Annotated in this window: 15 protein-coding genes; 8 read left to right on the top strand and 7 right to left on the bottom strand. The window is 33.7% G+C overall.

The window, feature by feature from the left end; genetic code table 11:
• The first annotated feature begins 291 nt into the window (after nucleotides 1-291).
• Genes V8G56_RS02030 through V8G56_RS02020 form a run of 3 tightly spaced genes read left to right on the top strand, consistent with a single transcriptional unit; the run spans nucleotide 292 to nucleotide 6,198 of the window.
• Complete coding sequence (locus V8G56_RS02030; RefSeq protein WP_395437595.1) at nucleotides 292-3,354, top strand: DUF1553 domain-containing protein; 3,063 nt, start codon at nucleotides 292-294, stop codon at nucleotides 3,352-3,354.
• 1 nt (nucleotide 3,355) lies between these two features.
• Entirely contained in the window at nucleotides 3,356-4,789 is a 1,434-nt protein-coding gene (locus tag V8G56_RS02025; protein WP_395436794.1) for a DUF1501 domain-containing protein, read from the top strand.
• Nucleotides 4,789-6,198, top strand: a complete 1,410-nt coding sequence (locus V8G56_RS02020) for a c-type cytochrome domain-containing protein (protein WP_395436793.1) — start codon at nucleotides 4,789-4,791, stop codon at nucleotides 6,196-6,198. The genes V8G56_RS02025 and V8G56_RS02020 overlap by 1 nt, the downstream gene beginning before the upstream one ends.
• Before the next feature lie 12 nt (nucleotides 6,199-6,210).
• Here V8G56_RS02020 and V8G56_RS02015 read toward each other — a convergent pair whose 3' ends face one another.
• Entirely contained in the window at nucleotides 6,211-7,773 is a 1,563-nt protein-coding gene (locus V8G56_RS02015) for an FG-GAP repeat domain-containing protein (protein ID WP_395436792.1), read from the bottom strand.
• Between the two features lie 312 nt (nucleotides 7,774-8,085).
• On the opposite strand from V8G56_RS02015, the gene V8G56_RS02010 reads away from it, so the two are divergent.
• Complete coding sequence (locus V8G56_RS02010) at nucleotides 8,086-10,035, top strand: alpha-amylase family glycosyl hydrolase (RefSeq protein ID WP_395436791.1); 1,950 nt, start codon at nucleotides 8,086-8,088, stop codon at nucleotides 10,033-10,035.
• 3 nt (nucleotides 10,036-10,038) lie between these two features.
• Here V8G56_RS02010 and V8G56_RS02005 read toward each other — a convergent pair whose 3' ends face one another.
• Together V8G56_RS02005 and V8G56_RS02000 are read right to left on the bottom strand one after the other, a co-directional pair.
• The gene (locus tag V8G56_RS02005; protein ID WP_395436790.1) at nucleotides 10,039-10,731 is read right to left on the bottom strand and encodes a GNAT family N-acetyltransferase; all 693 of its coding nucleotides are present in this window, start codon (nucleotides 10,729-10,731) and stop codon (nucleotides 10,039-10,041) included.
• 340 nt (nucleotides 10,732-11,071) lie between these two features.
• Nucleotides 11,072-11,848: a DUF1295 domain-containing protein gene (locus V8G56_RS02000; RefSeq protein ID WP_395436789.1), complete on the bottom strand. Its 777-nt coding sequence runs from the start codon at nucleotides 11,846-11,848 to the stop codon at nucleotides 11,072-11,074.
• A 114-nt stretch (nucleotides 11,849-11,962) separates the two neighbouring features.
• Here V8G56_RS02000 and V8G56_RS01995 point away from each other — a divergent pair, with 114 nt between their 5' ends.
• Complete coding sequence (locus V8G56_RS01995) at nucleotides 11,963-13,195, top strand: aminotransferase class V-fold PLP-dependent enzyme (RefSeq protein WP_395436788.1); 1,233 nt, start codon at nucleotides 11,963-11,965, stop codon at nucleotides 13,193-13,195.
• 104 nt (nucleotides 13,196-13,299) lie between these two features.
• On the opposite strand, the gene V8G56_RS01990 is transcribed toward V8G56_RS01995, so the two are convergent.
• Nucleotides 13,300-13,443: a DUF5679 domain-containing protein gene (locus V8G56_RS01990; protein ID WP_395436787.1), complete on the bottom strand. Its 144-nt coding sequence runs from the start codon at nucleotides 13,441-13,443 to the stop codon at nucleotides 13,300-13,302.
• 231 nt (nucleotides 13,444-13,674) lie between these two features.
• Here V8G56_RS01990 and V8G56_RS01985 point away from each other — a divergent pair, with 231 nt between their 5' ends.
• Entirely contained in the window at nucleotides 13,675-15,495 is a 1,821-nt protein-coding gene (locus V8G56_RS01985) for a glycoside hydrolase family 2 TIM barrel-domain containing protein (RefSeq protein WP_395436786.1), read from the top strand.
• Between the two features lie 131 nt (nucleotides 15,496-15,626).
• Here the strand turns inward: V8G56_RS01985 and V8G56_RS01980 are convergent, their stop codons facing one another.
• Nucleotides 15,627-15,782: a hypothetical protein gene (locus V8G56_RS01980; RefSeq protein ID WP_395436785.1), complete on the bottom strand. Its 156-nt coding sequence runs from the start codon at nucleotides 15,780-15,782 to the stop codon at nucleotides 15,627-15,629.
• Nucleotides 15,783-15,977: 195 nt separating this feature from the next.
• Between V8G56_RS01980 and V8G56_RS01975 the strand changes: the two genes are divergently transcribed.
• A complete protein-coding gene (locus tag V8G56_RS01975; protein ID WP_395436784.1) occupies nucleotides 15,978-16,733 on the top strand; it encodes a LytR/AlgR family response regulator transcription factor in 756 nt (251 codons plus the stop codon).
• 73 nt (nucleotides 16,734-16,806) lie between these two features.
• Nucleotides 16,807-19,782 carry a sensor histidine kinase gene (locus tag V8G56_RS01970; RefSeq protein WP_395436783.1) on the top strand — a complete coding sequence of 992 codons (2,976 nt, stop codon included), beginning with the start codon at nucleotides 16,807-16,809 and terminating at the stop codon, nucleotides 19,780-19,782.
• 481 nt (nucleotides 19,783-20,263) lie between these two features.
• Here V8G56_RS01970 and V8G56_RS01965 read toward each other — a convergent pair whose 3' ends face one another.
• Together V8G56_RS01965 and V8G56_RS01960 are read right to left on the bottom strand one after the other, a co-directional pair.
• A complete protein-coding gene (locus tag V8G56_RS01965) occupies nucleotides 20,264-21,019 on the bottom strand; it encodes a hypothetical protein (protein WP_395436782.1) in 756 nt (251 codons plus the stop codon).
• Between the two features lie 476 nt (nucleotides 21,020-21,495).
• A complete protein-coding gene (locus V8G56_RS01960) occupies nucleotides 21,496-22,299 on the bottom strand; it encodes an arsenite methyltransferase (protein WP_395436781.1) in 804 nt (267 codons plus the stop codon).
• Nucleotides 22,300-22,334 lie beyond the last annotated feature (35 nt).

Raw genomic sequence — 22,334 nt, 5'->3', positions numbered from 1 at the left:
TTTAAATAAATAATTATATCTTCATAAAAATTACAAAACCAACCATTGAGAATAAGATTTTTTAATGAGATATCCTCCCGCCGAGGATTTCTTAATAATATTGGCCTAGCAGGACTCCTAACTTTTACTTTTGGCTGCTCAGGTCCTCTACCCGAAGAGGTAGCAAAAGCCTATGAGTCGCTACCTGAATATGTTGACTATAATTTTCATATTAAGCCCATTCTTTCTGACCGTTGCTATACCTGTCATGGTCCTGATCCTCAAACAAGGAAGGCTGGTCTAAGACTCGATATTGAAGCTGAAGCATTTAAAAAGTTAGAATCGGGTAAATTTGCTTTGGTAAAAGGAAGTATTTCCAAAAGCGAAGTTATTCATCGTTTAGTTAGTGATGATCCCGATAAAGTTATGCCTCCTCGTGAGTCAGAACTTACACTTTCCGACCGTGAAATTGCCTTAATAGCAAAATGGATTGATCAGGGATCACAATGGAAAGAACATTGGTCATTCCTAGCTTTAGAAAAGCCTCAGGTACCGGATATTAATAATGACTGGATACGTAATAATGAAATAGACCACTACATACAAAATAATTTATTAGAACTTGGGTTGGAGCCTTCTCCTGAAACGGATAAGGAACACCTTATCAGGAGAGTTACCATGGATCTCACTGGCTTGCCACCAACGGTGGAAGAGATTGATGCGTTTTTAAATGATACTTCGGAAGATGCTTACGAAAAAGTAGTAGATCACTTGTTGTTAAGTGACGCCTATGCCGAACGAATGACGCAAGAATGGATGGATGTATCTCGATACTCAGACTCACATGGTATTTCGTTTGATGGTTACCGCACTTCTTGGCCTTTTCGAGACTGGGTAATTAAGGCCTTCAAAAACAACATGCCCTACAATATGTTTATTACTCATCAGTTGGCGGGTGACCTGATACCCGACGCCAATGAAGAATCAAAAATAGCGACGGCTTTTGTTAGAATGAATCCTTTGGAAGGTTCTGCAGGCTCTATACCAGAAGAGTTTCGGATTGAATATGTCAATGAAAGGGCGGGGGTTACAGGCACTGCACTTCTTGGGCTTACGCTGGAATGTGCCAAATGTCATGATCACAAATTTGATCCCATAACACAAAAGGAGTTTTATCAGATGTCCGCTTTTTTTAATAACACGATGGAGTATGGTCTGGCACCAACAGATTCTGACCGGGCACCCACTCTTATCCTTTTGGATGAAGATGAGAAATCTCAGATTAACACCTATCTGGAAACCCTACATGCTGATGAAAAAGCCATTGAAAACATAAAAAAAGAAACCTATAAAAACTATAAAAAAACCCTTCCAAAAGCCACGGTTGCTGACCCTGTAGGATACTTTGCATTCAATGCTATAAAGCCTTATAAAAAAGAGATCAAGAAAAAGAAAAAGAAAGAAGAAAAGGACAAGAAAGATAAAAAGAAGGAAGAGGTTAAAAAGAAAGAGTTTAAGGAATTGCAGATGCTTGACAATAATAAGGAAGCTGAGGCTAATTTAAAAATTACTTTGGTAGATGGAAAATATGGAAAAGCAGCCTATTTTAACGAAGAATATGATATTATCACACTGCGCAACATAGGTGGTTTTGAACATTTTGACCCGTTTAGTGTCAGCACCTGGGTCACAACAGAAAAGGATTCCTTAGGATCATCACAAACCATTATAGGTAATTCAGGTAATGTATTACAATATCATCGTGGTTGGGAAATGGCTTTAGATTCAAGCAACCATGTTAGGGTTCGTCTGATCCACCGCTTACCAGATGAGGTTATATCTGTCAGCTCTATAGATCCTGTTTCTGCCAATCAATGGCAACACATAGGCTTCACTTATAACGGCAGCAAATCCGCAAAAGGTATCTCTATTTTTGTGAATGGTAAAAAAGTAAAACTAAGAACTGATTTTGATCAATTAAAGCGATCGATTATTCCGGTCAATCAGCAGATGAAACGTGATTCCATTCCTTTAATTATTGGAAGAAGCAATAGGTTATGGACTGAAGATCTTGGAATGTTCAGCGGTGCCATTGATGAGGTTAAAATCTATGACCGCCAGCTCTCTCAATGGGAAATGGCTGCTCTGGGAGAGGCTGAAATAGATATGAATACTCCTGATATTCAACAGGAATATTGGTTCTTAAAAGATCAAAATCTGGCTTTAAATAGAAATAAAATCCAAGAAACAAGAAAAGAGATCAGTAAGGTTCTCGACAGTGCAAATGAATTGATGGTGATGGAAGATATGAAGATACCACGAAAGACGTATATCTTAGAAAAAGGACTTTATAATCAGCATGGAGAAGCTGTAAGTCCGGGGGGAATCAATAAGGTCCTTCCGTATAGCAATGACCTCCCTAAAAATAGGTTGGGGCTTGCCAAATGGCTTTTTGACCCGAAAAATCCGATTGTTTCAAGAGTAGCAATAAATAGGTATTGGCAGATGATCTTTGGTCGGGGATTAGTAAAGACGGCAGAAAATTTCGGAAGTCAGGGTGAACGACCCAGTCATCCGGAATTGTTAGATTGGTTAGCAATTGATTTTATGGAACATGGCTGGGATGTAAAGCATACGATAAAACAAATGGTCATGTCACATACCTACAGGCAAACATCGCTCTATCCGGAATACCTTCGTGAAGTTGATCCCGAAAATAAATATTTAGCCAGAAGCCCGTCGTATCGCTGGCCTGCAGAAATGATACGTGATAATGCACTGAAAGCAAGTGGCCTGCTGGTTGAAGAAATAGGCGGACCTAGCGTTAAGCCCTATCAGCCTGATGGACTTTGGGCTGAAGTAGGCACGGCTTCCAAAAAACTATCTAAATATGTACCCGACAAAGGAAAGAATTTATACCGACGTAGTCTCTATACCTTTTCAAGACGGTTTGCACCCAACCCATCAATGATAAATTTTGATGCTACCTCAAGAGAGATCTGTACTATACGACGCAGTGTAACAAGTACGCCTTTACAGGCACTTACGCTTTTGAATGATCCTCAGTTTGTAGAAGCATCAAGGGTACTATCAGAAAAAGTTCAAAAGGAATTTCCAGATAATGTGAACCAACAAATTGAACTGGCATTCAGACGGTCAACGGGTTTAAAACCAAATAATAAACAAATAGACATCTTAAATAAGCATTATCTAAAGTCACTTCAACAGTTTAAGGAAGCTCCAACGAAGATTGATTCTATTTTATCAGTCGGTAAGCAACCTTTTGATCAGCAACTTTCTAAAGAAAAGACGGCTGCAATGACCTTGGTAGTTAGTACAATTTTCAATTTTGACGAATCTTATATGAAAAGATAATATGGACAATCATCATCATAAAAATCATCATAAGCCAATAAGTCGTAAAGATTTTCTCAGCAAAGCAACTCTTGGACTTGGAGCTATCTCTTTGTCGTCACTTATTAATCCTTTAAGTGCATTCGGCGCTACCTTTGGTTCTGCAACAGGACCTCATTTTGCACCAAAAGCAAAAAGGGTCATTTTTCTTAATATGATTGGGGCACCTTCTCAACTGGATTTGTTTGATTACAAACCAATACTAACCAAAATGCATGGTATTGAGTTGCCTGATAGCGTTATGGGTGGAAGGGTAACTGCTACAGCAGCTGCACAAGCTAGCAAGCCCATTGTAAGGCCTCTATACAATTTTAGTCAACGAGGTGAAAGTGGGATGTGGATGAGTGATCTGATGCCGCATATGGGACAGATAGCAGACGAATTGTGCATGATTAACTCAATGTACACTGAATCTGTACAACATGAACCTGCTCAAATGTTTACACATACGGGTTCTGAGATTCCTGGTAGGCCTACTATGGGTTCCTGGATTAGTTATGGATTGGGATCTGAGAATGACAACCTACCCAGCTATATAGCCTTAATGACAAAAGGTAATGAAGGAGGCTCTTCAAGACTACTTTCAAGTGGCTTTCTGCCTGCAGAATATCAAGGGGTTCAATTTAGAAGTGGTAAAAGCCCCGTGTTGTTTTTAAATAATCCTCCTGGTGTAACAGGGGAAATAAGAAGGGAACAATTAGATCATCTTCAAAAATTGCAAGATCAAAATTTCAATACTTGGGGAGATCCAAGCATCAAAGCTAAAATGTCTCAATATGAAATGGCCTTTCGCATGCAAACTTCTGTGCCAGAGGTGATGAATACAGAAGGTGAACCAGAACATATTTATGAATTATATGGCGAAGACAGCAAGAAACCAGGCACGTTTGCCAGTAACTGCTTATTGGCAAGAAGATTAGCAGATCGCGGAGTGCGATTTATTCAGTTGTATCACGGAGGTTGGGATCATCACAGCAATTTACCCAAACAAATTCCAAAAAAATGCAAAGAAGTAGATCAGGCTTCAGCTGCTTTAATCATGGACCTTAAACAACGTGGCATGCTTGAAGACACTTTGGTTATTTGGGGTGGTGAGTTTGGTAGAACCAGCTTTTCACAAGGTCAGCTTACTAAGGATAGTTTTGGTAGAGATCATCATCCAGATGCCTACACCATGTTGATGGCTGGCGCAGGTGTAAAGAAAGGGCTGACCTATGGAGCGACTGATGACTTTGGATATCATATCACTGAAAACAAAGTGCATGTTCACGACCTCAATGCTACTATTTTGCACCTGCTGGGATTGAATCATGAAAAATTGACCTACAAATATCAGGGGCGCAGATTCCGCTTAACGGATGTTCATGGAAATGTAGTTAAAGATATTTTGAGCTAATGGATTGGGAACTTTTTATTGGTCGTTTTCATCCTTTGATGGTTCATTTGCCCATAGGCATATTTATTCTAGGTTATTTTTTCGAAGTATTATTGCAATTAGGTTATCGATACCTTATTCCTTCCCGGAAAATTATTATAGTAACTTATAGTGTTGGCTTATTAGCAGGTCTAGTTGCAGCATTGACCGGGTGGTTGTTATCCTTCAGTGATGATTATGGTATTGAACCACTAAATGACCATAAGCAATTAGGTATCGCTACATTGGTGGTCATGCTTCTTGTAATCATTTATCAAATCAAAGCACCAGCAGACAAAAACAAGTTTAAACTGGTCATATCCACTATTGCTATAATATTGACCGCCTTAACCGGTCATTTTGGGGGTAACCTAACTCATGGTCCTAATTATTTGGTTGAATATGGTCCTGAACTATTAAAAAGTAATGAAAATACACGGCTCAATAGCATAAATGGTATAAATCCTGACTCACTTCAGATTTATGCGGATATTATTCAACCACTTCTTAATGATAAATGTGTTGCCTGTCATAGTACAAATAATAGTAAAGGTGGGTTAGCCCTTGAAAATTATAGTAGCCTATTTACAGATGCAGATCATAACAAACCGATTTTGGCTGGAAACCCTAATGATAGTGAATTATTCAAAAGAGTTAGTTTACCCACGAATCACGAAAAAATGATGCCTCCAAGAGGACCAGGGTTTGGCTATACAGATATACAGATTCTCAGATATTGGATAGAAAATGGAGCCGATAGCTTAACTACATTTAGCTCTGAAAAAATGAGTAAGGAACTGATTGCTCTTATCAATAGAGATTATAACATGGATTTTAGCCCTAAACCTTTTTATGAGAAAGTGAAAGTTGACAGTCTTGATGCAGGGTTAATCGCTCAATTGCGCAGTTCTGAATTTAGAGTTAATTATTTAGGGGAAAGGAACTTTTTACTGGATTTGGCGTTTAAAGGGGATTCAATTAGTAAAGAACAAATTGAGTTGCTAAATAAGGTATCCAACCAGATCACATTTCTTAAATTATCCAACTGTAATTTATCAGATAATTTAATTGAGGATATAAATGAAATGAAATATCTGACCCGTATAGACATTAGCAAAAATAAACTTTCCAGTAGTATGGTTCCTTTACTTATTAAGTCTGAATATCTAGAGTCTGCTAATTTGAATGAAACCAAGATCGATAATGAATCCCTGAGAAACCTTCTAGCAAAGTTCAATAAATTAAGGGTATATGTCTTGAACACTAAAGTTACGTCTGAAGAAATATCAAACTTATCTCAAAACTATCCAGATGCAGGATTAATATCAGCATTTAAGTTTAAAGAAGTAGTTGAAGCTAAATCGGTTTTCGCGCAAGAAGAAAATAAATAGTATTTGCAATAATTATTTTATTGGTAAGCATTTTTTATTTCCAGCAAAGTCTGTGGCACAAATATTAATATGCCCATTTAGGGTATTAGAGAAGCTTGCTACCCACAAGTTTTCTCCATACCAAGTCATTGCAATGGGACTTGAATTTCCATCAATCTCTACATTTACCGAACTCCAATCTTGAGGCATATTGGGGCTTTTGTTATCATGAATTCTTGCCTTCACTATGTTGATTCCATTTACCTTGTTTTCAGTAATTTGAAACTGTGAAATAATAGGTAGTGCCGAATCCTGTTTTAAATTATTAGCTATAAAAATTCGTTCTTCGATACCTTCAGTTCCTTCTCCTTGTGCCATTATGATATCCAGTTTCTTGTCGTTATTTATATCTCCTAATACAATTGAAAGTGTAAGAGGCGTTGGATTTCCATTGAGTACTGGCTGAAGGAGTTTAAATTTACCGTTTCCATCATTCTCTAATAACCTATCTTCTCCAGTTAAAGAACTAAGTATAAAATCAGGGTCTCCGTCTGAATCGTAGTCCAGAAACACAACATTATTATCATCCATTCCTATATTATTTTCATCAGTCCAAAGTTGGTCTGTTGCATCAATAAATTTCTTTCCTTCTTTATTTATGAAAATGTGCTCTCTTCTCGAAGAACTTTCTCCACGAACTATTTCGCCGTCATTTGTCGTTACCAAATCTAAATAACCATCACCATTCACATCCATGGGTTCAAGTTCATAGTTATTTGTATAGGCTGGCAAAAGTCTTTTATCAACAAAGTATCCTTTCCCATCATTCTCAAAAATTCTGCTAGTAGGACATCTTTTGCATGATATGGCAATATCTAGGTCAAAATCGTTATCATAATCTATAAATTCCAAATCCCATGAAAATTGGATCAATAGCTCTGGCATTTGAGTATTTGTTACATCAATAAATTTTCCTTTCCCATCATTTAACCAAAGCATCGTTCTACCTCCTGAATTATTCATATTAGACCCTTCACCCCAATCAGATAGAACCATATCCAGATCACCATCGTTATCCACATCTCCTAACTCTAAATCACCAACACTGGCCATTATCTGTGGCAATTGTGTTGAAGTCACATTTTTAAATTTTCCATTTCCAAGTCCGATATAAAGTTGACTTTGTGTTTGGTAGGTTGTTCCAACAATAATATCGGGAATGGAATCCTTATTAATATCACGAACTTTAATAACCCTTGATAGAAATTTTCTGTCTTCAAAAACTTGAGTAGTAATTTCTTCAAATTTCATATTAGCCCCTTTGTTAATAAAAATTCTACTTGATTCTAAAAGACCTGGTTTGGAATAATTTCCTCCATTTGCAAAAAGTAAGTCTATCATGTTATCACCATTGAGGTCAGCAACTTCAACCCGGTTTGTCCATTCCTTTGTAATCGGAAGATAGGTTGAGGTTTCATCAACCCAAAGCGCAAAGACTTCACTTGCTTTAGGATCTATAATTTGTGACTCTTTTTTATTACAATTAAAAAGAGCTAGCAAAATCCAAAAAAGAAATATTGTTTTAATTCTTGTCATAACCTGATTATCTGCCTATTTTTATATTCAAATTTTATCTTGATTCGTAACATGTTTTTATAACAGACGTGAGACGAAAATATAATTTTTTTATAACAAAAAAGCTAATGTTTAATATCATTTTGCTGAATCCTGACAAATCTAAATGATAATTTTAATTCATTTATATGTGACAGAATCAAATAGGGTTGTAACGCATAAAGTTTCAAACTCTTTTAAGTTCACTAATTGGAGGTTTTTAATTATTATAACTTTATAATAATTAAAACTAAGTATATTAGATTTGTGAGCTAATAATAGGTTTTATTAATTATGGAAAAAAACGCTTTATTTTCAATAATTCATGCGCTTTGCGAAAAAAACAGCATTAAAGGGATAAAACATCAGGCCTTTATTGACAGATTCATTGGTAATGCACAACTGCTTCACTACCTATTCTCTCAACTTTATTCAAAGAGAGAAGATTTTGATCCCGTTTTTTATCAAATGCTTGAGGTGATTGTTAAAGCCTATACGGAACGAGATTCGCAATTTTTAAAACGCGATGAGCAAAAACAAAAAGAAGGGACCTGGTTTTTAAACAGAGACCTTGTAGGAATGAGCCTTTACGTTGATCGATTTGCAGGAAGCCTAAGCACTATGCCCGAAAAACTTGAGTATTTAAAAGAACTTGGGATTAGTTTGGTACACTTAATGCCTCTTTTTGAAAGTCCTAAAGGTGCAAGTGATGGTGGCTATGCCGTTTCAAACTATCGGGTTATTAATAAACGCTTTGGAACTTTAGACGATTTAAAAACCCTTCAACAATCTCTGCAAGCAAAAGAAATGTATATGATGATTGATATTGTGCTCAATCATACCTCAAACCAACATGAATGGGCTAATAAAGCACGTCAGGGTGATGCCTATTATCAAGATTTTTATTATACCTATGATGACCGGAGTATACCAGATCAAATGGAAATAACCATGCCTGATGTTTTCCCTGAAAGTTCTCCGGGTAGTTTTTCATATGATGAAAAGATGAATAAATGGGTCATGTCTGTTTTCCATAATTATCAGTGGGATTTAAATTTTAAAAACCCACAAGTATTAAAAATCATGCTGGATACTATTTTCTTTTATGCCAATTTAGGAGTTGATATTTTAAGAATTGATGCGCCTGCTTTTATTTGGAAACAAATGGGAACTACATGCCAAAACCTGCCGGAAGCTCACACCATTCTGCAGTTTATAAAAGTGGCTGTTGAAGTTGCCACTCCAGGAATGGCTATATTGGGTGAAGCTATCGTGGCCCCAAAACAAATTTTAGAGTATTTTGGAAAAGGCTTCTTTACCAATCACGAATGTGACTTAGCCTATAACGCTACACAAATGGCTCTTCAATGGGATGCCTTAGCGACTACTGACACGAGAAATATGCTGGCCAATCAACATACCATTCTTCAAAAACCAAATGGCACGACCTGGATTAATTATACGCGATGTCATGACGATATTGGTTTAGGTTTTGAAGATTATTACATTGAACAAATTGGATACAATCCATATCTCCATAGAGAATATCTTAAAAATTATTTAGGTGGGCGTTTAGTTTCAAGTCCTTCTTCTGGTGATTTATTTGGGGTGAATCCAAAAACTAATGATGCGAGAATTTCAGGTACATTGGCTTCCTTATGCGGACTGGAAAAAGCCATAAATAAAAACGATACAGAGGCTATTCAAACCTCAATAGATAAGATATTACTCATGCAGGCCAATAGTGTTTTGCTTGGTGGTATTCCAATGATTTTCTATGGTGATGAGTTTGGTTATACCAACGACTATTCTTATCTAGAAGACCCTGGAAAAAGTTATGATAATCGCTGGATGCACCGTCCAAAGATTGATTGGAAAAAAAATGCCAAGGTAAAGGTCAATGGAACTGTAGAAAACCGCATTTTTAAAGGATTACAGGCTTTATTAAAAATAAGAAAAAAACATACTGTCTTTAATGATAGTAACAATGTGCAATGGCTTGAATCTCAAAACAGATCAGTTGTAGGTTTTAAAAGAACTTTAAAAGAAAAACAGGTCTTTTGCTTATTCAATTATAGTCCTGAACCTCAAAACTTAACATTTTACGCATTTCATTCTATAAAAAATGAAGTGAAAAAACTTTATAACTTATATGATGACTCTTATACCGCAATAGGCAAAGACCATGAATTTCTTTCATTTAAACCCTATCAGTTTTATGTCTTTTTAGCAGAAAAAAAATAGCTGTTAAGTTAATCGTCTTTTAAGTATATAAAACTGAATTTCTTTTCTTATTTGAAAACCTAATCGCTCATACAATGTAATCGCTTTAACATTGTCTGTTCGTGCATGTAGAAAGGGTATTAAACCATTATTTAGTACCGATTTGGCTAAATGATGCGTAATTTTTGCCGCATATCCCAGTCCCTGATAATCCGGATTTGTACATATTGCACTAATTTCTGTGTAGCCTTCAACATGTAAGCGTTCTCCACCCATGGCAACTAATTTGCCATCTTCAATCATCCCATAATAACCTCCAAACTCAATAGTGCGTTTAGCAAATGGGCCAGGCTTAGTGAGTTTAGTAAGCATAATCATTTCTTCAACATGCCTTTCATCTAACTTTACAATTTCTAATGGCTTTTTGGTTTGTGGCGCCTCCTTAAGGCTTTTACATGTGAATTGATAGAGCGGTAATGTTAAAACCATTTCCAATTCTTCAATAAATTGAACTTCCTCTCCAATTAATAAAAACCAATTCCGTCTCGCATCTACGTTATGAATTAATTCCCTTTGACTGTTTTGATCCCAAAATGGCATCCCGATAAATGGCGCGACATCAGCATCAAAAAAGGCACAGTTATCAGAACCAATATTATTGTGAGCATCTCGTGTAACAAGGGCGTTCCAAATAGGATTATCTAAAATAGATTTCATTAGTATAATATCCTTTTTGCTAAGGGTAAATTCATTCGCCTTTTTCGCTTTATTACAGACACTAATTAGAACTAAACTTTAAATACAAAAGAAATAATATCAAATAGATTGCTAAATAAAAAAGATAGAAGTTTCTGAATTTTTTATAGTTCAAATCATTTGGATACATATTGCTAAATAAGGCCTTAATTTCTTTAATAAATAGAGGCTTTATATTAATGGTCCAGCTATCTGTTTGATACACAATTTTTCTGAATTTACTTCTGTAATGTGTCAATGGTAATCCCCATAAAATAAAAAGTATGAGCCAGATATTACTTTTAAGGTAGCTTAACATTATTTACTTTTTTGGAAACCAAGGGAAAAATGCATTTGTCTTTCTAACATATTCTTGATAATCGGGTTTTTTGTTTTTTAAGGAGATTTCTAAAAGAGCGACCCCTGAAACTTTAATAATTAAAAAAGTCATTATTACCGAACCTAAAATAGGCCAATAACTCCCAGAGGCAATGCAAAACAAGGCATATGACCACCACACTAAAGTATCGCCAAAGTAATTTGGATGTCTGGTATATTTCCAAAGCCCTGTGTCTAAAACCTTTCCTTTATTATTTGGGTTGTTTTTAAATTTAGTTAACTGAAAATCACCAAATGATTCAAATATAAAACCTGTTATCCAAATAATAATAGCTACATAATCCAGCCACATTAACTCATTATTTTCAGTGTAAAAATTAGATCCTAATAACGGTAAAGAAACCAGTAGAATTAAAGCCCCTTGTAACAAAAAGACCTGAAAAAAACTAACCCACCAATACCTATTTACACCATAATGCCTTCTAAACTCTTGATACCTAAAATCTTCTCCTTTTCCTATATTCCGATAGGCCAGATATATGGATAGTCTAAGTCCCCATATACTTACTAAAAAAAGTAATATTAAACTTCTAACATAATGCCCTTCTGACAGAAAAAAATACACCCCATTCACAATAACAAATCCCAGGCCCCAGAATATATCAACAATACTTACATTTTTAATAAAAACACTAAAAACCCATAACAGACTCATCAATAGGAGGATGATTACGGCACCGTTCAAAAACAATAATGACATTTATATAAATTGAAAAATTCATAAGTAAGATAGCAATTATATCCCAAATTTGTCAATGAAAAACCCTATATTATATCATATTTTACAAACCTTAAGAAAATCATTTATTTAGATATGAAAGTTGATTTAAAATTTGTACGCGCGCAATTTCCAGCATTTTCAGAACCTTCTTTAAATGGCTGGGCCTTTTTTGAAAATGCCGGTGGATCTTATCCTTGTATTCAATTTATTAATAGATTGACCAGCTTTTACATGAAAAACAAAGTGCAAGTAAACTATCCTTATCCAGCCTCAATGTTAGCAGGAGAACTAATGGAGGCTTCTTATAAACGATTTGCAGATTATCTAAATGTTGAAGATTCAGAAATTCATTTTGGGCCATCAACAACCCAAAATATTTATGTCTTAGCAAATGCCATGCGCCCCATGTGGAAAGACGGCGATGAAATTATTGTTTCCTGCCAAGACCATGAAGCTAATGCGGGTGCTTGGAGAAAGTTAGCCTATCAAGGCATTAAAATTTTAGAATGGCATGTAAATTCTGAAACAGGATTGTTGGATTTAGGTGAATTAGACGGTTTATTCTCAGAACGGACCAAGATGGTGGCTTTTCCCCACTGTTCCAATATTATAGGTCATGTAAATCCGGTTAAAGAAATCAGCCAAAAGGCTCATAAGCATGGAGCGCTATCTGTGGTAGATGGCGTGGGTTATGCTCCACATGGTTTTCCAGATATAAAAGACTTGGAATCAGACATATATCTTTTTTCCTTGTATAAAACCTTTGGCCCTCACTTGGGGTTAATGTATGTGAAGAATAGTTTGATAGTAAAAATGGAAAATCAATCTCATTTTTTTAAGGAAGGTATGACAAGAAGCATGTTAACACCAGCGGGTCCGGATCATGCACAAATTGCAGCTGCCAGTGGAATCATTGATTATTTTGATGCGGTATATGAACATCATTTTGATAAGAATGAAATACCTGCTGAAAAAAACAGAGCCCTCAATAGATTATTTCATGAACATGAACAAGAATTGCTAGCGATCCTGCTTGACTTTTTAAGATCTCGCAATGACCTTCAAATTATTGGCCCAAACACTATTGAAGCAAGGGCCCCAATCGTTTCTATTATTCCTAAAAACAGAGATTTAAAAAAGGTTTTTGCTACTCTGACCGAGCACAAATTGATGTTGGGTATGGGTCATTTTTATGCCGTTCGCCCGCTTATGGATATGGATATCCCTAGACAACCTGGGGTATTGAGAATTTCATTTTTACACTACACAAGTAAGGAAGATATTGATCAATTAATAACAGGGCTAAAAGCGGCATTAGACCACTAGTCTGTCATTTATTTTAAATCTTGTTAAAGCAAAAAAAAAAGCTATTTAAAGAATTAAATAGCTTTTTTTGTAAAGATTTAGATCTTTTTTTTTTCTGTATTGACTTAGGCTTTTCCAAGAATTCTAAACATTCCTGTTCCACAAGTTGGGCATTTCCCCTTCATTGCTTTTCTGCCATTTTTCATAGTTACTTCTTCAGCACCTTTGATTTCTTTTTTGTCTTTACATTTTACACAATATCCTTCCATTTTTTATAAGTTTTTGGTTTAGTTAAACTTTATCTTTTTTTAAAGATATAATATATTTTAAGAGATGCCAACTAAATCTGATATTTCCTTTGAATGGTCTTAATTATTAAATTCAAAATTAAATGCCAAAACCAGTTTATAGACCTTGTAAACGCAATAACAGCAGGGTTTTCTTCTTAAATATCTTGTCTTTGTTGTAACTTGTTAGCATTAAATTAAAAAACACGAAAAATGAGAAAAAAACAAAATTATTTAACCATTATAGCTCTTTTTCTTTGTTTTATTAATGCTCACATTAATGCTCAAACAACCTTAATTAAAAATAATAATTCTTGGGATTTATTAGTTGACGGTAAACCATATGAAATTAAAGGGGTGACTTTTGGTTATGACAAAGAGGTGGAAAATTATCAAAGTTATTTTAAAGACTTAAAGTTTTTAGGCGTTAATAGCATTCGCCTTTGGGCAACTAATGATAATACCCAAGAACTTTTGGATGTTGCTCATTCATTTGATATTAAGGTAATGGTTGGCATTTGGATGCGTCATGGTCGTCCTGGCATGGAAGATGACGATAGCTTTAATTATCTGGAAGACCAAAAAGGTATGGAGGACATGTATTATAATGCCATTAAAATTGTTGAAAAATACAAAAACCATCCAGCGGTACTTACTTGGGGCATTGGAAATGAAGTCTATTTAAACATTGCAACAGATGCTGAAAAAGAAGCCTATTCAAAACTATTAGAAAAAATTTGCAGGGTCATCAAAAAAACAGATTCAAATCATCCTATAACATCTGTAGATGCCTGGACTTTCGGACTTGATTGGTGGCAAAAATTTGTTCCTTCTATTGATATCTATGGCTTAAATAGTTATGGCGCAAGCGCCAATTTTTTGTCTGAAGAATTAAAAGAGAGAGGCATTGACAAACCTTATATTGTTACAGAATTTGGGGTCACTGGTGAATGGGATATACAAGCAGAAAAAAATGGAATAAAAATAGAGCCAACCGATAAAGAAAAATATGATGCCATAGTGATTGGTTATCATGATTGGATTAAAAACAAACCCAATTCTTTAGGTGTCTATATTTTTCATTATGCTAGCGCCCACAATTTTGGTTCCCCTTGGTTTTTGACACATCATAAAGGTATGCTCCGCCCGCAATACTGGGCCATAAGAGAAGCTTATACCGGACAAAAACCTATTAACCATATTCCTGAAATAAAAAAAATTCAATTACCAGATACTGAAGTAAAAAGTGAAACATGGGTTCCCGTAACTTTAGAAGTATTTGATGTTGAGAATGAAAACTTGGATGTCAGTTTTTATTATAATCAAAGAACAGGAAGCCGTAAAAGAAGAGACCAGATTAACAAACTTAATTTTAGAGGTAATTTAATGAGTGGTTTTGAGATACAGATGCCAATAGAGAGTGGTGCTATAAAAATATATGTCAATGCTAAAGATACTTTTAACAACATTGGTATTGCATCTACTTCAATTATGGTTTCAGATGAAAATGCTAAAAATAAAAAGTATTTAGTAGCAAAAACCGAATTGCCATTTTATGTTTATAAAGATAGTAACGATTTACCGTATAACCCTACCGGATACATGGGAAATTACAAATCTATCACAGTAGATCTCAATAACCAAGAGGACGTGCATTCAGGAAAGTCATCAATCAAAATTAGTTATGATGCAGACCATAATTGGTATGGTGTTGCCTTTGTTGACCCGCCAAATGACTGGGGTGAAAATTTAGGAGGTTATGAAATAGCTGGAGCAAAAGAATTTAGTTTCTGGGCAAAAGCAAACAAAAAAAATGTGGTGGCCACCATAGGTTTTGGATTAATAGAAAAAGACAAACCATTTCCTGACTCATCCAAAAAATCTATTGAGGTTAAATTAAGTACCAAGTGGAAAAAATACAGAATTAATGTTCAAAAACTTGACCTGAGCTGTATTCGTTCTGGTTTAGTATTGTTTTCCAGTGCTTATGGCTCACCCCAAGACATTTATTTGGATACTGTTGTTTTTGAGTAATTTAAAAATACAGAATTAGAAAACACCTGACTTTATTTAGAAACCAAACAATAATATGTAGTATTAAGTTGATAAATTTGTTTTTGATGATGACACTTTACAAAAAGAAGAAAAGAAAATATTTTATCATTCTAATTCTCTTGACGCATTTTTGAATACTTGTTTGAAGCGGTATTGGGTGGTAAAATATGCTTATTTTCAGAGCTTTCAGAGTCATTGTTTGTTTCTTTTAATGTGCCGCATGATGAAAACAAAATCACACTTGCAATAATCCATAGTCTGTACATAGTTAAAAATATTTGTTTTTATAAAAATATAAAAAATCTACGATTTATAAAAACAAATAAACCCCCTAATGTCTTAAGTAATTTTCTTTAGTTAAGCTTTTCTTCTTGGGGTCTGTTGTTTTAAAAATTCTTTTTGAATGGGTTACGATAACTAATCATATTTTTATACCTTAGTTAATTAAGTTAGCTTTAAATATGATTACGGCAATTATCATTGATGACGAACAAAAGGCAAGAGATTTTCTTCAAAAATTAATACTTCGTTATTTTGAAAAAAGAATTGTTGTATTAGAAAAATGTGATTCAATAAAGGAGGGTATTATTGCTATAAGACGTTATAACCCAGACATTATTTTTTTAGACATCCAAATGCCGACAGAAAATGGTTTTGAATTGTTCAAAAAATTTGAAACCATAAATTTTGAAGTTGTATTTACAACCGCCCATAAAAATTATGCTATAGACGCTATTAGGCACTCGGCCTTTGATTACTTACTAAAACCTATTAATCATATTGACTTGCTTTCAACAATTAAACGCTTTGAAAGCAAAAATGAAAATCTAAAACGTCAAGAACGCATCTCAATGTTGCTTGAGAATTTAAGCTCTCAGGATAATAATTTTAATAAAATTGCTTTGCCAACACAAAATGGTTATGAACTGCAAAAAATGAGTAACATCATTTATTGTCAATCAGATAGTAATTATTGCAAAATTAAGTGCCTTGACGGCAAAGAGTTTTTGTTGTCGAAGACATTAAAGTATATTGAAGAGCTTATAAATAACCCATTGTTTTTTAGGGTTCATAAATCCTATTTAGTTAATTTGAATTACGTGACTAAGTTTGATAAAGCTAGAGAATTTCATGTGACCCTCGTTAATGGAGAAAAGATTCCTGTTTCAGTTAGAAAAAAAGAAGATTTCTTAAATGCTATCATACATAAAAAATAAACTGAAACTTTTCATAATACTATTTTTTGTTCAGTTTTTAAGCGGGCAAAATTATCCATCAACTAATATTTCAATGGCAGATGGTTTACCTAATAATCAAATTGAATGTATTTACAAAGATTCCAGAGGAATCTTATGGGTAGGGACACATAATGGATTAGCTAAAATTGAAGGTGGAACTATAACTAATTATAGTACAGATAATGGACTTTCAAACAATTCCGTTTGGGATATTGTTGAAGACGCTGAAGGTAATTTGTGGTTTGCAACTTTTGGTGGTGGTATTTCAAAATTTGATGGTAAAGAATTTACAGCCCAAAACCACCATGAACTATTAAAAAACAGCTTTGTTAGAAAACTTTTTATACACAACAACTATCTGCTTATTGGCACAGAAAAAGGACTGTTTATTTTAAATCTAAAAGATTATTCTGTTGTTGGATTAGAAACAGAACAGGAACGATTTCAGATAATGGATTATTTTACCTATAAAGGTGAAATTTATATTGGGGTTTACACACATGGCATTTATAATCTAAATACTGAAGCTTTAACACTTACTAAAATAAGAAACACTTTTAAATCTGATTCTTCTTTCGGAACTTCATCAATCTTTTCCTTATATATAAATAATGGGGACTTATATTATGGAAGTGCCGGGCTAAAAATTGGTGACAACAGGAATTCAATCATTAAATTCAAGACATCAAATTTTATAGAATCTAAAGATGAAGATATTTCTTTTGGTAATTCCATAATTTGGGATTTCACAAAGGATTCTAATGATACCATTTATTGTGCAGCTTGGGGAGTGCATAAAAATGATGGTGGCTTATTTAAAATTGCAGATAGTTCATTAGTAAATGTTACAAAATCCTTCGGCATAAAAAGTGATAAAGTTAGAACTCTTTTTTATGATATGGATTTCGATTTTTTGTATGTTGGGACACAAGATAAAGGTCTATATCAATTAAGTTTATCCAAAACCATCTCTTTTTTTAATGATGTTTCTGGAATTATTGAATTTAAAGAAAAAAACTCTGACCTCTACATTCTTCATGAAAAAGGACTCAGTATAAAGCCTGATAACAAATTAATAAAGAATCAAAATACAGAAATCTTTTTTAATTTTTTTACTCAGGAAGCTAAAAAAGAACTCCCATATCTACCTATAAATGGAAATTATAATTCTTTCTATAATTCTATTAAAAACCTTGAGTTTTATGACCTTGATATTTATGAAAATGCACTTTGGGTTAGCAGCAGCTTTGGATTATTTAAACTTAATCTCCAAGGTGATATCGTGCAATTTTTATATTATTCAAGTTATAAATTTTTGTTTTTAGGTTCTGACATGTTAACTGCGCATAAGTTTGAAGCTACCAACCTTCACCTTGATGTATTAAATAAACCTAAATCGAATGATATAGACAGTATTGCCAAGATTATCCCTTTTTCACCAAAAGATAAAAACAATCCCGTTTACATTACAAAAATGCTTAAATATAAAGACCTAGTTATTGTTTCTTCGTCTAAAAGTGGTTTGCATATCTTTAAAGATAAGGTTTATGAATCGTTGGCTTTAAAGAACATATTTAGCGCTAGGGATATTAATAATATTTCCTTAGATAATTATTCAAAAACATTATTAGTTTCCACAAATACCGGTGATGTTTTTTTATTAGATATGGCAACGAATTATAAAGTTTTAACCCATATAAAAAGAGATGAGATTGTTGGAAATTCAATCACACTTTTGGAGAACCATAAAGAGGCACTTTTTATTGGTACTGAAAAAGGTCTAAACATATATCAAAACGGCAGTATCCGTTTAATTGATGTGGCACAAGGTCTGAAAATAAATGATTTTACTACCAGCAAAATCATTAAAGACACTATATATGTTGGAACGCAATCAGGCTATTATAAAATTGATTTAGAAAAAATATTAAACCCTAAAAAAATCCATCCATCCATTACGTTAACCAATATCAAAGTAAATTACCAAAAGGACACGACTAAAACATATACTTGGTTTAATAGCGATAAAAAGAAATTAACTTATAAATATTGGCAAAACATCCTGGATTTGTCTTTTAAGACCTCCAATTATCCATATCCAAACAAATTGAGATACAGTTATCAAATAGAAGGCTTAGACCCTGTATGGAGCATCTACAGCACTAAACAAAACATATTTATACCTTATTTACCTATAGGTACGTATAACGTGAATATTAAGATAAAAGACTTGAATACTGGTTCAATATCGCTTTCTAAATTAGCCGCTATTACAATTGTACCTCCTTTTTGGAAAACATGGTGGTTTATTTCTCTATTACTATTAGTTTTATTGATTTCAGGTTTTATTGCTTTCAAAAACCGCATCAAATACATTAAAAAAAGAGAACAACAAAAAGCCAAGATTCAACAGCGTTTAGTGGAAACCAAACTGGAGGCTTTGCAATCTCAAATGAATCCTCATTTTACTTTCAATGCCATGAATAGTATTCAAAACTATATCATTGATAATGACATTGACAATGCACTTATGTACTTAAGTGAGTTCGCAAAACTTATAAGAACGACCTTAGAGAATTCTTCCAAACACTTGATTCTCTTAGCTGAAGAGATTAGTTATTTAAAATCATACATCGTCCTGGAAAATATGCGTTTTAATAATAAGGTGAACGTAACAATTGATTATGACGGATTGGAAGCAAATAGCATAGAAATCCCACCAATGATCATTCAACCTTTTGTTGAAAATGCATTTGTGCATGCCTTTAATAAAAATTATACAAATCCAAAACTTTCAATTAAATTCTATATTGAAAATCAATTGCTTATCTGTATTATAGAAGATAATGGAAAAGGAATGAATCACACAAATTCAGGTCAATTACATGAATCAAAAGGGTTAAAACTTGTTATGGAGCGTTTGAATCTCTTAAATAATTTTAACAACAATTCTTTCAAAATCACCTCAGAAGAAGGAAAAGGAACAAAAGTGATATTACAATTTGAACTTATAGGTTTAGACGATTAAGTTAGAATCATCTACGAGAATATCCTTTATTATAACTAATACTAATTCATTCATTTTTTTTAAAAAAGCTAGTCTATTTTTATAGTGCTATTAATTAATTCTTAGGGAAGAATGAAAGGAGGCTGTCAAAAAAAGGCAGTCTCTTTTTTTATAAGAATTTCAACTCTTATTCCGTAATCAAGTACTGTGACAAAACTCAAAACAAAGTAATTGATTAAAATACCTGCCACTAATTTCATCCCTTTTAAATTTTTATAAAAAAAGGCGAGCATTTTACTCGCCTTTTTTTTGTTGCTCAGCACTATCCTTGAAACGATACATTCCAATTCTCATTTCTTCTTTACAACTTCAAAGAAACTTTTTTGAATTATTTTAATACTTAGGCGCATACAGTAAAACTGTTATGAAGAGTTATTGCATAAAAAAAGTTCAACATTCCTGTTGAACTTTTTTGCTATTTCAATACTATAGACTACTAATTTTAACTTTTTGTAGACATTTCTGGCACAAATTGCATTGTTTCAACTTGCTCACCCCAATACTCTAAGGAAGCATCAAAATTTTTACTGTCTTCTTCGATAGACCCCCATCCAAACATTTTATTGTAATCTTCTCTAAAAGTATTCTCTTGTTCTGGCCAAGCCTCACTCTTAAAAGTATCAAACGTTGACGCCAAAACAAACTGATTTCTGTTTCCACCACTTACCACTCTAAACAAAATTCTAGTGCCGGTTCCTTCTCGTTTTTCTATCACCTTTGCCAATCTAGACATAAACCTGCGAAAATGCATGACTCCGTCAGCCTTTACATTATAAGTTGTTCTCTCAACGTATTTGGCAGGGGTCTTGTTTTCCGGATTATAATTAAGAGTCCCATCGTTTAATCTCTGCCATCTAACCTGACCACTTGTATTAGCAACTAAGTTAGACACATTTTGATTCCAATATTTACCTTCAGCAGTTCGGTCCAAATCATAATCAGATGGCGATTTATTTGACTCTACACGCACATAGGTACCCGAATTAGGTCCAGTTATAATCCTGTAAGTTAAAATAGCTGTTTCAGAGGTTTTGTTAAACATAGCTGTTTTTTTTGCTACAGCCTTTTCAAAATCTTCATGCATCCCTTCTTTAGGAGTGTATTCCCAAGTATTCCAATAATCGCTGTTGTCATTTCTTTGAGAATAAATTGAGGCGCTCATAAGAATCGCCAGTGTAAATAATACTAGTTTTTTCATTTTGGTTGGTTTTAATTAATAAATATATTGGCACTATACCGAGCCTAAAAAATAAGTATTTAATCACTCTAATACTTATTTTGAGGACTTTTAAAAAAATGAATTGGGACTTGTAATGCTAGCCTTAGGTGACAAAATAAAAGAGTAGCATTTTTTAAAGATATTAAAAAAAAACAAAAGTACAAATATCTTAAAATTATGAAGTTGAAATGTCCCCAAAAAAAGTCCAACATTTCTGTTGAACTTTTCTCTGTTTTGCTCCCCCTAATATTGTTTTGTCGAACCAATTTAATGAAGAATTAATGAGGTTTGCTTCATTCTATGACATTAATGCTAAATGTTTTAGTCTTGTTCCCTAGCGGAAAACATCGAATTATCGAACCTAAATGAGTTTGTGAATGATTTTTTAAAAGTTATTGAATTTAATCAAAATGAGTGAATTATAAAATCATTTGTAAACTGTACTTAATATATGTTTAATTACATTTTTTAACAGCTTCAATAGTTGCCGAAACAACATAATTTTCGACTTCTTTACCAGGGGCCCAATCTTTTATAAATTCTCTGCTTTTATATTTAGGCTCAATTTTTATTTTATTAAATCCTGAATTGTTAAGAATATTTTTTAATTCTTCAATTGACGAAGCTCCCGATACACATCCAGAAAAAAGTGATGGGTCGTATATTAAATCATCAGTCAAAGGTTTAAATAAGACAATATCAGATATTGCTAATTTCCCACAAGGTTTTAAAACTCTAAAAGCTTCAGCAAAAACCTTTTCTTTTTCAGGAGACAAATTTATCACACAATTAGAAATAATTACATCAATAATTGAATCTGCTATTGGTAGGTGCTCAATTTCTCCCAAACGAAATTCTGTGTTAATATAATTGCCCTTTTTAGCATTATTCCTTGCAAGTGAAATCATTTCAGGGGTCATATCTACCCCAATAACTTTACCTGTGTCACCAACGCTTTTTGATGCTAAAAAACAATCAAATCCGCCACCGCTACCGAGGTCCAAAACAGTCTCTCCTTGTTTGAGTGCAGCTATTGCTTGTGGATTTCCACACCCAAGGCCCAAATTTGAGCCCTCTGGTACAATTTCACATTCTTCAGACGAATAACCCAAATTACCTGAAATGTTATTATAATTATTTGATTTAGAAGTGCAACAATATTCTGGTTCGTTATTTTCTAACGCTCCATTCGATAAGGCCACATTTCTATAATTTTCCATTACTGATTCTCTTATTTTGTTTATTGAAAGTTTTTCCATTGTAAATTATTTTAAAATATTAATTGTAAATAGTG

This window comes from Gaetbulibacter aquiaggeris (assembly GCF_044003965.1).
GTDB lineage: Bacteria > Bacteroidota > Bacteroidia > Flavobacteriales > Flavobacteriaceae > Yeosuana > Yeosuana aquiaggeris.
This window is presented reverse-complemented; position numbering and strand designations above follow the sequence as displayed.

What these genes read in the sequence shown, in the direction of transcription:
- V8G56_RS01980 (WP_395436785.1), bottom strand. Translation starts at nt 15,782, where the DNA reads ATGTACAGACTATGGATTATTGCAAGTGTGATTTTGTTTTCATCATGC.
- V8G56_RS01965 (WP_395436782.1), bottom strand. Translation starts at nt 21,019, where the DNA reads ATGAAAAAACTAGTATTATTTACACTGGCGATTCTTATGAGCGCCTCA.
- V8G56_RS02005 (WP_395436790.1), bottom strand. Translation starts at nt 10,731, where the DNA reads ATGAAATCTATTTTAGATAATCCTATTTGGAACGCCCTTGTTACACGA.
- V8G56_RS02010 (WP_395436791.1), top strand. Translation starts at nt 8,086, where the DNA reads ATGGAAAAAAACGCTTTATTTTCAATAATTCATGCGCTTTGCGAAAAA.
- V8G56_RS02020 (WP_395436793.1), top strand. Translation starts at nt 4,789, where the DNA reads ATGGATTGGGAACTTTTTATTGGTCGTTTTCATCCTTTGATGGTTCAT.
- V8G56_RS01995 (WP_395436788.1), top strand. Translation starts at nt 11,963, where the DNA reads ATGAAAGTTGATTTAAAATTTGTACGCGCGCAATTTCCAGCATTTTCA.
- V8G56_RS01960 (WP_395436781.1), bottom strand. Translation starts at nt 22,299, where the DNA reads ATGGAAAAACTTTCAATAAACAAAATAAGAGAATCAGTAATGGAAAAT.
- V8G56_RS01985 (WP_395436786.1), top strand. Translation starts at nt 13,675, where the DNA reads ATGAGAAAAAAACAAAATTATTTAACCATTATAGCTCTTTTTCTTTGT.
- V8G56_RS02000 (WP_395436789.1), bottom strand. Translation starts at nt 11,848, where the DNA reads ATGTCATTATTGTTTTTGAACGGTGCCGTAATCATCCTCCTATTGATG.
- V8G56_RS02015 (WP_395436792.1), bottom strand. Translation starts at nt 7,773, where the DNA reads ATGACAAGAATTAAAACAATATTTCTTTTTTGGATTTTGCTAGCTCTT.
- V8G56_RS01970 (WP_395436783.1), top strand. Translation starts at nt 16,807, where the DNA reads ATGGCAGATGGTTTACCTAATAATCAAATTGAATGTATTTACAAAGAT.
- V8G56_RS02025 (WP_395436794.1), top strand. Translation starts at nt 3,356, where the DNA reads ATGGACAATCATCATCATAAAAATCATCATAAGCCAATAAGTCGTAAA.
- V8G56_RS01975 (WP_395436784.1), top strand. Translation starts at nt 15,978, where the DNA reads ATGATTACGGCAATTATCATTGATGACGAACAAAAGGCAAGAGATTTT.
- V8G56_RS01990 (WP_395436787.1), bottom strand. Translation starts at nt 13,443, where the DNA reads ATGGAAGGATATTGTGTAAAATGTAAAGACAAAAAAGAAATCAAAGGT.